Consider the following 14,704-nt stretch of genomic DNA (forward strand, 5'->3'; position numbering starts at 1 on the left):
CGTGCGGTTGCTGCTGGCAAACCTTTCACTTCACAAAAACCTTCCTAAAACGAAAGCATCCTGACGCTGGAATTCGACGGCAAAGCCGTTGCCCTTCTTGCACCATGAAAGTTGCGGTCGATGGGGCAGGGCACTGCAGGCGGTAAAGTGCACAACTCGCCCTTTCTTCTGAAAAGCCCTTACACGTTTTGACCGCCCGCATGTCCAGAGTCCTGATTTTTCCAAGTTTTCCACGCGCCGTGCTGTTGTCGGCGCTGGCGCTGGCCGCTTGCAGCCCGGCGCTCAACTGGCGCGAAGTACGCCCCGAAGGCACGCGCCTGAGCTTGCTCCTGCCTTGCAAACCCGACAAGGCGCAAAAGGTCGTTCCACTGGGCGGGCGGCCGACGTCGCTGTCAATGCTCGGCTGCGATGCGGACGGCGCGACCTTTGCCGTCGCCATCGCCGATGTGGACGACCCCTCCCAGGCGGCTTCGGTGCTGGCGCTGTGGCAGGACCTGGCGCTGGCCAACATGAAGGCCGTGCCCGCCAGCCGCCAGCCGCTGCCGCTGAAAATTCCCGGCGCGTCGCCCGGCACGCCCGTCACACGCCTGCAGGCACAGGGACAGCGCGCCGACGGCACGGCCGTCAGCGGGCAGGCCGCGTATTTTGCGCAGGGCTCGCAATTGTTCCAGGTGGTGATGTATGCGCCGCACCTCATGCCCGAGGCGGCTGAAACGTTTTTTTCCAGCCTGAAGCTTGAATGACGCCGTGCACAACGCACCTTCCCGCCCTCCTTGCCCACCAGTGACGCAGCAGGCGCCAGACCTGTTTCAGCAGGACCGGCTGGATGTCAGGGCGGCGATTCTGGTGTTTCTGGCATTCGCCGCCGCCTATTTTTTCTCGGCGCTGCTGCGCGCCATCACTGCCACCCTGGCGCCCGTGCTGACACAGGAGTTTTCGCTGCAGGCACGTGACCTGGGCTTATTGGCGGGCGGCTATTTTCTCGGGTTTGCCGCCGTTCAGTTGCCGCTGGGCACCTGGCTGGACCGCCACGGCCCCAAACGCGTCATTCTGGGGTTTCTGAGCCTGGCCGTGCTGGGTTGCCTGGCATTTTCAGCCGCCAGCAGTTTCGCCGGGTTGCTGAGCGCGCGCGTGCTGGTGGGCATGGGCGTGGGCGCCTGCCTGATGGCCGCGCTGACGGGGTACCGCCGCTGGTTTAACGCGGCCACGCTGCTGCGTGCCAATTCATGGATGCTCATGACCGGCTCGCTTGGCATGCTGGCCTCGACGCTGCCGGTGCAGTGGCTGATGCCGCTGACTGGCTGGCGCGCGCTGTTCTGGGTGCTGGCGGCGCTGATCTTGCTGTCAATGGCGGCCATTGCCCGGCTTGTGCCGCGCTGGCGCCAGACTGACGTGTCGGCGTCGGTCGCTCCGCTCCCCGGCGACGCCGGTTATGCGCCTATCTGGCGCAGCCGCTATTTCCGCAAACTGGCGCCTTTGGGGTTTTTCAACTACGGCGGCATGGTGGCGGTGCAGACCCTGTGGGCCGGGCCGTGGATGGTCCGGGTCACCGGCGACACGCCGCTTCAGTCGGCCACCGGCCTGTTCTGCATCAACGCCAGCATGCTGGCGACCTTCTGGGGCTGGGGCCTGGTCAACCCCTGGCTGGCCCGCCATGGCTGGCACGCCACCCGACTGATTTCCTGGGGCGTGCCGCTCAGCCTGTCGGTGCTGGCGTTCAACATTCTGGCGGGCAGCGCCACCGGCTGGCCGGGCTGGGCGCTGTTTTGCATGACCTCGAGCGTCATGGCGCTGGCCCAGCCTGCCATCGGCATGTCGTTCAAGGCGGCGCTGGCCGGGCGAGCACTGTCGGCCTACAACCTGGTGGTGTTTGCCGGCGTGTTTGTCGCCCAGTGGGGTCTGGGGCTGCTGATTGACGGTTTTGCGGCCATGGGCCTGGCGCAGGTCGCCAGCTTCCAGGCGGCCATGGCGGTGTATTTGTGTTGCGCCATCGCTGCATACGGCTACTTTGTCAGTGTGAACGCTGATAATTCAGTGCAATGAACGGCATTTTCATCATCGCCCATGCACCGCTGGCCTCTGCCTTTCTCCAGTGCGTGCGCCATGTCTTTCCAGACATTGACGCCAGCGTGGCGGCATTCGACGTGCAGCCCCAGACACCTCCCGAAGAATCGCTGGCGCAGGCAGGCCTCTTGCTGAAGCAGCTCGGATTGCCCCAGGCGCTGGTGCTGACCGATATTTTTGGCGCAACGCCCTGCAATGTGGCGCAAAAGCTGGCCGACGGCATCAACACCAAGCTGGTGACCGGCATGAACCTGCCGATGCTGCTGCGCGCCATGTGCTACCGCCACGAAGCGCTCGACACACTGGTGGCGCGCGCGCTGGCTGGCGCCAGCCAGGGCGTGATGCAGGTGGCCGTGACCGCACCTCAAAACCAAGTACAAAGAAGCAATGATCAAGACCCGCACGACCATCAGCAATAAGCTGGGCCTGCATGCCAGAGCCTCGGCCAAATTCACCAAGCTCGCCGGCAGTTTTCGCAGCGAGGTCTGGATGAGCAAGGGCGAGCGCCGCGTCAATGCCAAGAGCATCATGGGCGTGATGATGCTGGCCGCCGGCATCGGCAGCAGTGTCGAGATCGAAACCCATGGCGAGGACGAGCAGGCCGCCATGGAAGGCTTGCTGGCGCTGGTGGCGGACAAATTTGGCGAAGGGGAGTGAATGTGACCCCCACGCTTGTCGCTTCGCGTACTGCGCTGCCCCCCGAGGGGGCCGCCCCGCCTGCAGTCCGGCAAAGCCGGTCCTGCGGCCGGAACTTGCGAATTCGGGAAAGCACCGAGCGCAGGGCGTTGCGCTTGGTGGCTGGCCGGAACGTGTGCATTCGGGGATTTAAGACTGTTAGTGTCTTCGCATTCGGTGTTGCTCCTTCCCCCGCTGGGAGAAGGCTGGGATGGGGGCTGCCTGGCACGGGGCACGCTTGCTGCTTTACTGGGGGCCGCCCATGACCTTTTCCGTCCACGGTCTGGCGGTGTCGCGCGGCGTCGCCATCGGCCGCGCGGTGCTGGTGGCGTCGAGTCGGGCCGATGTCAGCCATTACTTCATCGATCCGGCCACCACCGATGACGAGATTGCGCGCGCCAGGCTGTCGCGCAACGCGGTGATGGAGGAAATCATGCGTTTGCAGCATGACCTGCCCAAGGACGCGCCGCATGAAATCGCCGCCCTGCTCGACGTGCACCTGATGCTGCTGCAGGACGAAATGCTGATCAACGGCGTGAAGCACTGGATCACCGATCGCCATTACAACGCCGAATGGGCGCTCACCACCCAGTACGAACTCATTGCGCGCCAGTTCGACGAGATGGAGGACGCCTACCTGCGCGAGCGCAAGGCCGACCTGGAGCAGGTCGTCGAGCGCATCCTGTGCCACATGAAAGGCTCGGCCTCGCCGCTGCAGGCCGCCCGCCAAGGCGCGGCGCGGGCCGGCAGCAGCCGCCGACAGTCGCAGCAGGACCTGCTGCTCGACGACACACTGGATGTGCCGCTGGTGCTGGTGGCACACGACATTTCTCCGGCCGACATGCTGCAGTTCAAGCAGAGCCTGTTTGCCGGCTTTGCCACCGATGTGGGCGGACGCACCTCGCACACGGCCATCGTTGCGCGCAGCATGGACATTCCGGCGGTGGTCGGCGCACGCAGCGCCAGCCAGCTGATCAAGCAGGACGACTGGGTCATCATCGACGGCGATGCCGGCGTGCTGATCGTCGATCCCTCGCCCATCATCCTGGCCGAATATGGCTTCAAGCAGCGCCAGGGCGAACTCGAGCGCCAGCGGCTGAACCGCCTGCGCCACACCCCGGCGCTGACGATGGACGGGCAGCGCATCGAGCTGCTGGCCAACATCGAGATGCCCGCCGACACGCTGGGCGCGGTCGATGCCGGCGCAGTGGGGGTGGGCCTGTTCCGCAGCGAATTTTTGTTCATGGGACGCAACGGCAAGCTGCCCGACGAGAACGAGCAGTACCTGGCCTACCGCCAGGCGATCGAAGGCATGCAGGGCATGCCGGTGACCATCCGCACCGTCGATATCGGCTCCGACAAGCCGCTGGACCGGCCGACCGCCAAGGCGCAGGAGGGCCACCTGAACCCGGCGCTGGGCCTGCGCGCCATCCGCTGGAGCCTGGCCGACCCGCCGATGTTTTTGACGCAGCTGCGCGCCATCCTGCGCGCCGCCGCCCATGGCCAGGTCAACCTGCTGGTGCCCATGCTGGCCCATGCCAGCGAGATCCGCCAGACGCTCGACCTGATCAACCAGGCGCGCGCGCAGCTCGACGCCCGGGGCTTTGTCTATGGTCCGGTGCGGCTGGGCGCGATGATCGAGATTCCGGCAGCAGCGCTGACGGTGCCGCTGTTCCTGCGGTATTTCGATTTTTTGTCGATCGGCACCAACGACCTGATCCAGTACACGCTGGCCATCGACCGCTCCGACGAGGCCGTCGCGCACCTGTACGACCCGTGCCATCCGGCGGTGCTGCGGCTGGTGGCCGACACGATCGCCCAGTGCAATAGCCAGGGCAAGGGCGTCAGCGTTTGCGGCGAGATGGCCGGTGATGTGCACATGACCCGGCTGCTGCTGGGACTGGGGCTGCGCAGCTTTTCAATGCATCCGTCGCAGATTCTGGCCGTCAAGCAGCAGGTGTTGCGGGCCGATATCAACAAGCTCAGGCCCTGGGCGCAGGAAGTGCTGCACAGCGAGAGCCCGTCCGCCATGCTGCAGGCACCCTAGCACCCTAGCACCCTAGCACCCTAGCACCCTAGCAGCCTAGCACCCTAGCAGCCTGTCGGACTTGGGTCGTCGAAAGCGAAAATGGGCCCCCACGAGGATGGTTTTCGCCGTTTTCTTGCCCAATATCTGCATATGGAGCAAGAAAACGGCGAAAAATAGACCGCTGTTTTCGATTTTCAGCCGACGATTCCTACCTCCGACAGGCTGCTAGGCAAGCATAAGAAACGCCTGCTTCCGGGCACGGGTTTCTTGCGGCAAATCAGGCCGTTGGCTTGTCTGCTGGTGGTGACCGGATAATTTCCAGGTCAGTGCCCGCTGTCATCCGCCGGACGGCTGGCTTCGAACAGGAACCAGGTACGGCGTTCGGTTTCGTCAATCCAGTTTTCGATCAGGCTGGCGCTGGCAATATCGCGTTGCTCGTCGCAGACCTCATGCGCATCACGCAGGTGGCTGCCCAATGCCTTGTTGTCATCACGCAGTTCAGCCAGCATGGCCGCCGGGGTGACATAGGCTTCGTTGTTGTCCTTGATGGTTTGCAGGCTGGAAATATGGCTGATGGAGCGCAGCGTGGTGCCGCCCACCTTGCGAATGCGCTCGGCAATCGGGTCGGTCATCTCGAAAAGCTGGTCGGACTGCTCGTCCAGCATGACGTGGTAATCGCGAAAATGCGGGCCGCTCATGTGCCAGTGGAAGTTCTTGGTTTTCAGGTAAAGCGCGAACACATCGGCCAGGATACCGTTCATGGCCACGGCAATGTCTTTGGTTTCTTCCGACTTCAGCGAAGTGGGTGTCATCAAGGCCTTGTCTTTGGGCATGTCGAGGTTGTCAACAGACAGGTTGTCAGTGGATTTCATGGAATGGTCCTTCAACAGTGGGTTTTGAGTTGGACTTCAACTCGGGTTTTTCACTATAAGTTGATGCCCCGCCTGTTTTGACTGAATGCGCTGCATGCCTACAGGCACAAGCTACTTTATGGAACGCGTAATGCAGCCTCAGGCCGGTTCAGGTTCCCGCTGGCCTCGCGGAGCCGGGCCATGTGCCCAGCGCCGCTGCACCCAGGATGAGTGTGGCCGCCAGGCCGATGCTCCAGCTCAGCGGCCGGCCGCTCACCAGCAGCAAAAGCGCGGTCGAGCCCAGCGGCGTGAGGTAGCTAAAAATGCCGATTTGCCGCGCATCGCCCAGCTTGAGTGCCTTGTCCCAGAGGAAAAACGCCGCGCCCAGCGGCCCCAGCCCCATCACGGCCAGCAGCCCCCAGTCGCGGCCGCCCAGCGCCACCTGCTGCTCCAGCGCCCAGTGGCACAGCAGCGACAGCAGCCCTGACACCAGGCCAAACAGACCGATGGCCGCCGTCGGAAAGGGCTTGACGCGCTGGGTCAGCAGCGAATAGCTGGCCCAGATGAATGCCGAGGCCAGTGCCGGTACAAAACCCCATGACCAGCCGCCGCCTGCCGTGCTTTGGCTGGCGCCCAAAATGGCCATGGCGGCGCCGGCAAATCCGAGCAGCGCGGCCACCACCTGCAGCGCCTGCAGCCGGATGCCAGGCAGGAACAGCGGTGCCAGCACCACCATCAGCAGCGGCCAGAGGTAGTTAACCAGGTTGGCCTCGACCGCCGGCGCATGGCGCAGGGCAATGAACAGCAAAAAGTGGTAGCCGAACAGCCCGCCAACGCCCAGCGCCAGCGTGCTGGCCGGAACCTGCCAGGCCCGCCGGTCTTTCAGAACGAAGGGCAATGCCAGCAGGCTGCCCATGAGCAGGGAAATGCCGGTCAGCAAGAACGGCGGGATGTGCTGGAGCGCCACACCCAGGGCGGCAAGGGAAACCCAGAGCGCTATGGCGCCCAGTGCATAGAAATTGGCAGGCATGGGCGGCGAGCATAAAGGCGTTTTGCCTGCCGGTGCGCAGAGGGCGCCTTGTCAGGCGCCTGCCCGGGCTGCCGCAAGGGGGTGGGGTGGTCCGCTTGGCGCTTCAGCCTGGACGCTGCGGGGCTTGACAGGCAGCCAGGAAAACCCCTGCCAACCGGTATTGAAAAGCCGGCAACTTGCGGATTAGTGCGCGGGCTTGTCCGCCACGCCGGCCGCATGTGCCTGCTCGTCGGCGTGGTAACTGCTGCGCACCATGGCGCCGACGGCGGCATGGCTGAAGCCCATTTCGTAGGCCTTTTCCTCAAACATCCTGAAGGTGTCCGGATGCACGTAGCGGCGCACCGGCAGATGCGACATGGAGGGCGCGAGGTACTGGCCGATGGTCAGCATGTTGATGCCGTGGTCGCGCATGTCCTGCATGACCTGCAGGATTTCCTCGTCGGTTTCGCCCAGGCCGACCATGATGCCGCTCTTGGTCGGCACGTCCGGGTGCAGCGCCTTGAACTTCTTCAGCAGGTTCAGGCTGAACTGGTAGTCGGAACCCGGCCGCGCTTCCTTGTACAGGCGCGGCGCGGTTTCCAGGTTGTGGTTCATCACATCGGGCGGCGAGGCTTTCAGAATTTCCAGCGCCCGGTCGTCGCGGCCCCGGAAGTCGGGCACCAGCACTTCAATCGTCGTGCCGGGCGAGAGTTCGCGGATCCGCTGGATGCATTCGACAAAATGGCCGCTGCCGCCGTCGCGCAGGTCGTCTCGGTCCACGCTGGTGATGACGACGTACTTCAATTTCAGCGCGGCCACCGTGCGCGCCAGATTCAGCGGCTCGTCCTTGTCGAGCGGGTCGGGCCGGCCGTGGCCGACATCGCAAAACGGGCAGCGCCGGGTGCACTTGTCGCCCATGATCATGAACGTTGCCGTGCCCTTGCCGAAGCATTCGCCAATGTTCGGGCAACTGGCTTCCTCGCACACCGTGTTCAGCTTGTTCTCGCGCAGGATCTGCTTGATTTCGTAGAAGCGTGTGGTCGGGCTGCCGGCCTTGACGCGAATCCAGTCGGGCTTTTTCAGGATTTCGCCCTGCACCACCTTGACCGGAATGCGCGACAGCTTGGCCGCCGCCTTCTGCTTGGCCAGCGGGTTGTAGTTTTCCAGGCTCTGGACTTCGCGGACGACTTCGGGTGTGCTCATGGTGTGCTTGTAATGGGTTGGGGTCAGGTCAGGGCGCGAGGTGGGTGGCGAGCTTTTGGCCCAGCACGTCGGCTGCCTCCTGCCAGCTGGCCGACACGCCGATTGTAGAAAGGTCTGTGGTTTTCAGGTTTGCGTAACCGCAAGGGTTGATGCGCGAGAAGGGTTCCAGGTCCATCGCCACATTCAGCGCCACCCCGTGGTAGGTGCAATGCCGGCTGACCTTGATGCCCAGCGCGGCGATTTTTCCAAGGCCGAAAAAAGGGTCAGGGAGACCCTCACCCCCGCCCTTTCCCGCAGGGAGAGGGAGAGACAGCCGAGCGTGCGAAAACGGGTCGTCCATGCGCACGTAGATGCCGGGCGAGCCCGCGACGCGGTGCCCGGTCACGCCGAAATGCGCCAGCGTGCGGATCACCGACTCTTCAATCCGGTAGACATATTCCTTGACGAAATACCCAGCCCGCTTCAGGTCGATCAGCGGATACACCACCACCTGGCCCGGGCCGTGAAACGTCACCTGGCCGCCCCGGTTGCTTTGCACCACCGGAATCTCTCCGGGGTTCAGGATGTGCTCGCTTTTGCCCGCCAGCCCTTGCGTATAGACCGCAGAATGCTCGCAAATCCATAGCGTGTCCGGCGTGCTGTCATCGCGGGTGGCGGTGAAATCCTGCATCGCCTGGTAAGTGGGCAGGTAATCGACCCGGCCGAGTTGTCGTGTTTCCATGGTCCTCCAGCTTTCAGTTCAGCAAGGCGTCGAGTTGCCCGGCCATGCCCAGACCGCCTTGCTGCAAGGCGATTTGCCCGAACAGGCAACGCGCCTGGCTTTTGCGCGCCCACAAGGTGCCAACCTGCCGTTTTTCGATTTCATACGGGTCGTTCAGCAGATGCGCGCCCTTGTATTCAACCACCGCCACGCGCCCGTCGAGCAGCTCGGCGACAAAGTCCGGAAAGAAGCGGCCCTTTGACGTTGTCAGCGAAAAGCCGCAGGGCGCGGTCACCAGGTTGCGAACCCAGTGTTTGACGGTGGGGTGCTGGTCCAGCAACTGTGCACACGAAAACTCTTCACCGCCGTCTTTCAGGTCGGCCAGCACCGGATAGAAATGTTTGCCGAATTGGTAACGTCCGCCATAGCGCGACCCGGCGGGCACCGGGTAGCGGCTGGCTTCAAACACCAGCGGCCGTGTCCAGTCGGGCTCAATCGTCCAGGCTTCTTCCAGCACCAGTTGCCGAAAGCTGGCCCGCGCCGCCTTGTCCTTTAAATCACCAATGCGCGCTTCAATGTCCTGCGCCAGCTTGAAGCGCGCCTTCGCCAGCGCCACCAGCGACAAGCCGCGTTCGTGCAGCAAATGGCTGACCACCGCTGAAAAATAACTGCTGCGCTGGCCTTGCGTCAGGTCAGGCAGCTTCTGGAACAGCGACTGGTCGAGCCAGCGCACCAGGTCTTCGGTGGTAATCGTGCTGGAGCCGTACTGCCCGTAATCCATGGCAATCTGGCTGGCATCGGCGGCGCGCAGCCTGATGTGCGCGTCCAACAGGTAAATCTCGAAGCCGTTGGACTGCTCGACGATCTGGAAACCCGGCAATCGCACGGCGTCAGGCGTCAGCAGGTCAAGCTCCACCGCTTCCAGCACCGCTTCGCGCTCCAGCGGAAACAGCTGGCCTTGCGGGGTGTTGAGGTAGGCGAGTGTCGGAATCGGCGCGAAGCGTTCGCCCCGCGAGGCCGGCGCGCTCTGGGCGGCCACCAGCGCGTTGTGCTGCGCCACCTTGCCGCGCACCGCGTCCTGCTTTTTGGTGCCGCGCACCTGGTCGATCAGCAGCGCCTCGACTTCGGGGCTGATGTGGCCGGTGACGACCAGCTTTTCCTCGCCGCCGATCTGCGCCACCTCGACACCCGTCGCTGCCAGCAATTCCACAGACGGTGTATTTGCTACGAAATCAGTAGCTACTGGCGCAGTTTCAGCATGCGCCAGGGGCTGATTTGACTCAAAAATTGGCGAAATTGGCAACAAGGATTGCTGCACCACCATTGACGCCACGTCCAGCGCCTCAAAACCCATGTGGTTGATCAGCCGGTCGGCCAGTTCGCTGGCGGCGCTGGAAAACTTGGCTTCGCAAACATGCGCGTAGGCCCGATTCAGCGCATCGCGCCCGCGCGGGCTGGCGTGAGGCATGCGCAGCACCCGGCCCAGCAACTGCTCGACCGCCGTGGCGCTGGAGAGTTTTTGCAGCGAACACAACACATAGGCAAACGGGCAATCCCAGCCTTCGCGCAGCGCCTGCACGGTGATGACAAAGCGCACCGGACAGCTCCGGGCCGCCAGGTCCAGCCCTTCGAGTTCACGCGTGTCGCCCGTCGCCACCTTGATCTGTTCGCCTGGAATGTGCAACTCGTCTTCCAGGTGCCGGCGCAGGGTTTCGGGCGGTACGTCGTCGTTCTCGTTCTGCGCCTGAAACAGCACGATGGGACGCACATAGCCGTAACCGCCGGTTTCATCCTTCAGTGCCTCGCCTTCCAGCGCGCGCTGGTTTTGCACGGCGGCAAACACCGCCTGCTGCCAGCCCTGCGGATGCTCGCTAAGTGCAATCGGCAGCTTGGTCATGCTTTCCGCCGCCAGCTCCTGGGCGCTGACGTGGCACAGCACATTGGTTTTGGCCGCTGTCCCTGTCATGTGTGGCGTGGCCGTCAGTTCCAGAATCGCGCTCGGGTTCAGGCGCTTGAGGGCAGTGAAACTCTTGTCGGTCTTGGTGTTGTGCGCCTCATCGACGATCAACAACGGCGTGTGCAGCGCCAGCCAGTTGGCCAGGCTCCAGCGCGGCTGGCCCTCGCGGCCGCGCAGCACGCCTGAACGGTCCGCCGCCACATCGGCGCTGGTGACCACCGCATCGGGCAAGTCGTGCAGCACCTGCAGCAGCTGTTCGTCGCAGCCGGAAAAGTGCCGCTCAAAATTTTCCGAAAAGCTGTAGACATTCCGCTGGCCAGTGTCGTCAATGCGAAAGCTCTGGATGGTGGCGACCACCACGACGGCCTTTCGGCCCCAGTCGTCCGGCGCAATAGCGGCCAGGTCGTCCAGCACGCAGACCCGCACTCCGGCGCCGTAATGGGCTTCCAGCGCATCGCGATACGGATGGCCGGCGGTTTGCAGCGCCTTTAGGGTCTGGCTGCGAATCGTGTCGCTGGGCACCAGCCACAGCGCGACCGGCGCGTCATTCGCCTGCCATTCGCGCGCCAGCGTCGCCACGGCGTGCGCGGCCAGCAACGTCTTGCCGCCGCCCGTGGGAATGCGCAGGCAGACGCACGGCACGTCGCCAAAGGCGTCGGCGTTGTAAGTGCGACCCACCAGCTCCTGAAACGCCAGCACCGGGCCTTTGAGTTGGGCGGCGCGGGCGAAAACGGCCAGCGCGTCCAGGGCGGCTTGCTGGTAGGACTTGAGGGAGAGGGTGGTCATTGGGTTTTTCAAATAGATTTTTACGGATTAATTGAAGCCCGCTATAAATCTATAAGTATTTGATTTGATTGATTATTTTTTTATAAGACAGGCGATTTTCGGATAATTTTTCGGATAGTTCGGGTTAATTTTTCCGCAACTATCCGAAAACTCAGGGCTTGACCAGTTCCCATCGCGCACCTTTGCCTGATCCGCTGGTCGTGATTCTTAGGCCGTCGAGTCCCGTCACACGCAGCGTCGCCAGCAAATTTTTGATCTTCACCTGCTTTTGCGTGGCCGTGAGCGAGTCAGGCAGTTTTCCCAGAAGCAAGGCCCGAATCTCGGGAGGCGGCACTGATTTGAATTTCTGGATGTGCTGCAGGATGAGTCTCTTGTAATAGTGGTCGTCCAGGCCCTTGTTCAGGGTGTACTCGGGGCGTGTATCGGTGGCGTTTGCCACGTGGGCAGAGACAAAGTAATTGGGCTTGCGTCCTTCAATCAGTCCCGCCTTGCGCAGTTGCGTGATGTGCAGCGCATCGACTTTGTGTTTTTTCTGCACCCGGTCCAGCCAGATCACCTGCTCCAGCGGCAAGTCAGACCGCTCCATCAAGAGACGGCTGTAGTTCTCGTCAATCGTCTTGCCATAAACACGCACACTGACCGAGTCAGGCGCCTGCGCAAACTCAAAATCTGGCAACGGGAAAAACCGCTCCTTTTGCAGCCTGAACATCTTGGGCAGGCCGCTGTTGAGCGTCTCGATCAGGTCAAGCTCCACCATCGCATGGGCCAGGCACGCATTGCGGTAGCGTTGTTCGGGTTGCCGGCTGCGCAGCACGCGTTCAACGGAACCCGGCAGAAAAGACCCCAGGTTGAAAAATGTGAGCGAATCAGGCGCTTCCGTGACGCGCACGCGTCCGCCCTGGGCGTAATCCTGGTGCGCTATGCAGTTGTGCAACGCTTCCCGAATCACCCAATCGTCATAGTTCGGCAAATTCAGCGGGGCGGTTTGCCGGGGCGGCAGCAAGTTCACGGTCATGATTCGCAACTTGGCGACCAGCGGATCTGTCGCCATGATCAGCGGCAAATCAAAGTGTTGATGGGTTTGTATCTCGCCGGTGTGGTCCGTCAATACCCATGTCAGACGCGGCGTGGGGCCGCCCAGGTGGCTTGCCGCCTCCGGTTTTCCCAACAACACCAAGGCCGCGCGGGTCAGTTGGCCGTTGACCGCCAGGCGCAGACCATGCAGCCAGTCCGACACGGATTGGTGTTGCAGCGTTGTCAGCAGATGCGAATGGGTGGCGTGGCGACGTTTGTACAGCGCTTGCGCCAACGCAATGGCCGCCGGGTCAAGCAAGCGCCAGTCATCGGTCGCCAGCACGGCAGACCAGTCATGCGCAATCGATTGCACCCGCAATGCGTCCAGCTTGTTGAGTGGTAAAGCGCCCATCGCCTCACGGGACCTGCCGTAATAGTGCCCTTTCCAGGCCACAGGCATACCGGGCAAGGCGGCGGGAATGCGCCACATCAGTACCCGCGTGCCAGGCGTGCATTCGGCGCAAAAAATTTCAACCGGATCAGCCAAGCCCAAAGCCGGAGCGGTGAACGAAGAAATCTGTCGTTTCAGCTCGTTGATGTCCGCCGGATTTGGGGCGTAACGGCTGCCCAGTACCGGACGTGTCCCCGTCGCCGGATCAATCTTGTCTTTGACACCAAAAATCAGCCAACCCGCGTCGCGCTTACACAGATTGGCTTCGTTGGAAAGGGCGCAAACGTAGCGACCCAGAGCGTCCGGATCAAAGCTGGTTTTGGCTTCCTTGAACTCCAGCCATTCCGTCTCGACCGGCAATCGCCTGAACTGGTCAAGCCGTTCTGCATCGTTCGATGGGGTGTCCATCACCGTGCCTTCACGTCATACGGAATGTGCCGGAAGGTCACGTTGGCCTGCTTCAGCCGCTCTGGCCCGAGGCGGCAGGCTTCGCCGAACACCCGCAGCGGGGCAGTGTGCGCGGGCGTTTGGGCGTGCAGCGCGAGCACGGCGTCGAGCACGCCCTGCGTCAGCACGTTGCCGCTGGCCGGGCGCTTGTCGCCCAGAATGCCGTTGAACAGCAGGTAGCAGGCAAACTTTGGTGTTTTTATGAATGAAATAGGGCTCTCGCGCATATCCGGCGTGCGCAAGCAGCTATCTAATTCATAGTGCGTTCCCAGACAGGGCGTGCCGGCTTGGGCGGCGTCTGCGCGCCAGGCGCTGCCGGTTTCCTGCTGCCAGATGAAGGCCGCCAGCGTGGCAAAGCGCACATCGGGGTGAATGCGGCCGTGTTCGTCGAAGACCGGCGCGCCCAGCGCCATGAAGCGAAAACCGCCGCAGCCCTGCCAGTTCACGGCCTTGCTGATGCCGCCTTGTTCGCCGTCAATGACTTTTTGCAGGCGCGGCAGGCAGTGGGTGGCGGCGTGCTCGCCCATCTCGATGCCGATCCAGCGCCGGCCCATCTTGTGCGCGACGGCGGCCGTGGTGCCCGAGCCGAGGAAGCTGTCGAGGACGAGGTCGCCGGGGTTGCTGGCGATGTGGATAACTTGTGAAATCAGAGATTCGGGCTTTGGCGTGTCAAACAATGTGCCATCACGGAAAAGCTCAATCAGATGTTTCTTTGCAAAGTCGTTGGTTCCAACGTCGTCCGCTAACCACAGTGTTTCAGGTGTCAGCCCAGCCTTGGCTTCTGTGAGAAATTTCTTTATTCGAGGCACGCCATCGCCATCTTTGCTAAACCAAATATTGTTTGAGGCTATTTCCCTCGTGACTTTATCTAGGGTGTATCTCCAGCAAGTTCCCATTGGGGGATCGTGTCGTTTCCCGTTTGGCGCTACCAGCGTGTAAAACTGCTTCGCCGTGCCATGCCCGGCCTGAGCATTCGCCGACACTGATTGCCACGCGCCGCGCGGATCGTTATCGGGGTTTTTGTATCGCGCTTTGACCTCTTCAGTCAAACTCAAGTCATTACGAGTAGCTGAAAATCGCGTTTGGCTTTTTGCGTAAACCAGCAAGAATTCATGATTGCTGGAAAAAGTTTTTCGATTTTCGCGAGTGGTGCGTTGTTGCCAAGCGATTGTGGTTACAAAATTCCCCCGCCCAAACACCTCATCCATCAGCACCTTGAGGTAATGCCCCTCGTTGTCGTCAATCGTCACCCAGATCGAGCCGTCTTCGCTGAGCAACTCGCGCAGCAGTTGCAGGCGCGGCAGCATCATGCTCAGCCAATGGGCATGTTCGAGGTTGTCGTCGTAATGCTCGAACGCGCTTTGGGTGTTGTACGGCGGGTCGATGAAGATGCACTTGACCTGCCCCCGGTAAAACGGCAGCAGCGCCTTGAGGGCTTCGAGGTTGTCGCCCTGGATCAGCAGGTTGCCGCTGGTGGCGCTTGATCGGTCAGGCGCTTTTTCCTGCGGCTGCAACAGG

Annotated in this window: 12 protein-coding genes; 5 read left to right on the forward strand and 7 right to left on the reverse strand. The window is 62.3% G+C overall.

Annotated elements, in window-relative coordinates:
* Nucleotides 1-200: 200 nt before the first annotated feature.
* The 5 genes from IWX85_RS13055 (at nucleotide 201) to ptsP (ending at nucleotide 4,786) form a co-directional block, all read left to right on the forward strand.
* Complete coding sequence (locus tag IWX85_RS13055; protein ID WP_196870038.1) at nucleotides 201-743, forward strand: hypothetical protein; 543 nt, start codon at nucleotides 201-203, stop codon at nucleotides 741-743.
* A 40-nt stretch (nucleotides 744-783) separates the two neighbouring features.
* A complete protein-coding gene (locus IWX85_RS13060) occupies nucleotides 784-2,043 on the forward strand; it encodes a nitrate/nitrite transporter (RefSeq protein WP_370584285.1) in 1,260 nt (419 codons plus the stop codon).
* Nucleotides 2,040-2,483 carry a PTS sugar transporter subunit IIA gene (locus tag IWX85_RS13065; RefSeq protein WP_036806978.1) on the forward strand — a complete coding sequence of 148 codons (444 nt, stop codon included), beginning with the start codon at nucleotides 2,040-2,042 and terminating at the stop codon, nucleotides 2,481-2,483. Before IWX85_RS13060 ends, IWX85_RS13065 begins: the two co-directional genes overlap by 4 nt.
* Nucleotides 2,452-2,721, forward strand: coding sequence for an HPr family phosphocarrier protein (locus IWX85_RS13070; RefSeq protein ID WP_036806975.1), 270 nt, complete (start codon nucleotides 2,452-2,454; stop codon nucleotides 2,719-2,721). Before IWX85_RS13065 ends, IWX85_RS13070 begins: the two co-directional genes overlap by 32 nt.
* A 280-nt stretch (nucleotides 2,722-3,001) precedes the next feature.
* Nucleotides 3,002-4,786, forward strand: coding sequence for a phosphoenolpyruvate--protein phosphotransferase (gene ptsP, locus IWX85_RS13075; RefSeq protein WP_036806972.1), 1,785 nt, complete (start codon nucleotides 3,002-3,004; stop codon nucleotides 4,784-4,786).
* A gap of 305 nt (nucleotides 4,787-5,091) precedes the next feature.
* Here ptsP and IWX85_RS13080 read toward each other — a convergent pair whose 3' ends face one another.
* The 7 genes from IWX85_RS13080 to IWX85_RS13110 all read right to left on the reverse strand — a co-directional run bounded on the left by IWX85_RS13080 (nucleotide 5,092) and on the right by IWX85_RS13110 (nucleotide 14,700).
* A complete protein-coding gene (locus IWX85_RS13080; protein ID WP_051984140.1) occupies nucleotides 5,092-5,640 on the reverse strand; it encodes a Dps family protein in 549 nt (182 codons plus the stop codon).
* A gap of 148 nt (nucleotides 5,641-5,788) precedes the next feature.
* The gene (locus IWX85_RS13085; RefSeq protein WP_196870039.1) at nucleotides 5,789-6,649 is read right to left on the reverse strand and encodes a DMT family transporter; all 861 of its coding nucleotides are present in this window, start codon (nucleotides 6,647-6,649) and stop codon (nucleotides 5,789-5,791) included.
* A gap of 183 nt (nucleotides 6,650-6,832) precedes the next feature.
* A complete protein-coding gene (lipA, locus tag IWX85_RS13090; protein ID WP_036806966.1) occupies nucleotides 6,833-7,831 on the reverse strand; it encodes a lipoyl synthase in 999 nt (332 codons plus the stop codon).
* Between the two features lie 28 nt (nucleotides 7,832-7,859).
* Nucleotides 7,860-8,552 carry a lipoyl(octanoyl) transferase LipB gene (gene lipB / locus IWX85_RS13095; protein WP_036806963.1) on the reverse strand — a complete coding sequence of 231 codons (693 nt, stop codon included), beginning with the start codon at nucleotides 8,550-8,552 and terminating at the stop codon, nucleotides 7,860-7,862.
* Between the two features lie 13 nt (nucleotides 8,553-8,565).
* Nucleotides 8,566-11,274: a DEAD/DEAH box helicase family protein gene (locus tag IWX85_RS13100; RefSeq protein ID WP_196870040.1), complete on the reverse strand. Its 2,709-nt coding sequence runs from the start codon at nucleotides 11,272-11,274 to the stop codon at nucleotides 8,566-8,568.
* Between the two features lie 151 nt (nucleotides 11,275-11,425).
* On the reverse strand, nucleotides 11,426-13,147 hold the full coding sequence (locus IWX85_RS13105) for an RNA-binding domain-containing protein (protein WP_196870041.1): 1,722 nt from the start codon (nucleotides 13,145-13,147) through the stop codon (nucleotides 11,426-11,428).
* On the reverse strand, nucleotides 13,147-14,700 hold the full coding sequence (locus tag IWX85_RS13110; RefSeq protein WP_231379757.1) for a site-specific DNA-methyltransferase: 1,554 nt from the start codon (nucleotides 14,698-14,700) through the stop codon (nucleotides 13,147-13,149). The genes IWX85_RS13105 and IWX85_RS13110 overlap by 1 nt, the downstream gene beginning before the upstream one ends.
* Between the last annotated feature and the right edge of the window lie 4 nt (nucleotides 14,701-14,704).

The sequence above is a fragment of the Polaromonas sp. CG_9.11 genome (assembly GCF_015752225.1).
In the GTDB taxonomy this organism is placed as follows: domain Bacteria; phylum Pseudomonadota; class Gammaproteobacteria; order Burkholderiales; family Burkholderiaceae_C; genus Polaromonas.

Coding starts and splice junctions, on each gene's coding strand:
- IWX85_RS13055 (WP_196870038.1), top strand. CDS start 201: ATGTCCAGAGTCCTGATTTTTCCAAGTTTTCCACGCGCCGTGCTGTTG.
- IWX85_RS13065 (WP_036806978.1), top strand. CDS start 2,040: ATGAACGGCATTTTCATCATCGCCCATGCACCGCTGGCCTCTGCCTTT.
- IWX85_RS13070 (WP_036806975.1), top strand. CDS start 2,452: ATGATCAAGACCCGCACGACCATCAGCAATAAGCTGGGCCTGCATGCC.
- ptsP (WP_036806972.1), top strand. CDS start 3,002: ATGACCTTTTCCGTCCACGGTCTGGCGGTGTCGCGCGGCGTCGCCATC.
- IWX85_RS13080 (WP_051984140.1), bottom strand. CDS start 5,640: ATGAAATCCACTGACAACCTGTCTGTTGACAACCTCGACATGCCCAAA.
- IWX85_RS13085 (WP_196870039.1), bottom strand. CDS start 6,649: ATGCCTGCCAATTTCTATGCACTGGGCGCCATAGCGCTCTGGGTTTCC.
- lipA (WP_036806966.1), bottom strand. CDS start 7,831: ATGAGCACACCCGAAGTCGTCCGCGAAGTCCAGAGCCTGGAAAACTAC.
- lipB (WP_036806963.1), bottom strand. CDS start 8,552: ATGGAAACACGACAACTCGGCCGGGTCGATTACCTGCCCACTTACCAG.
- IWX85_RS13100 (WP_196870040.1), bottom strand. CDS start 11,274: ATGACCACCCTCTCCCTCAAGTCCTACCAGCAAGCCGCCCTGGACGCG.
- IWX85_RS13105 (WP_196870041.1), bottom strand. CDS start 13,147: ATGGACACCCCATCGAACGATGCAGAACGGCTTGACCAGTTCAGGCGA.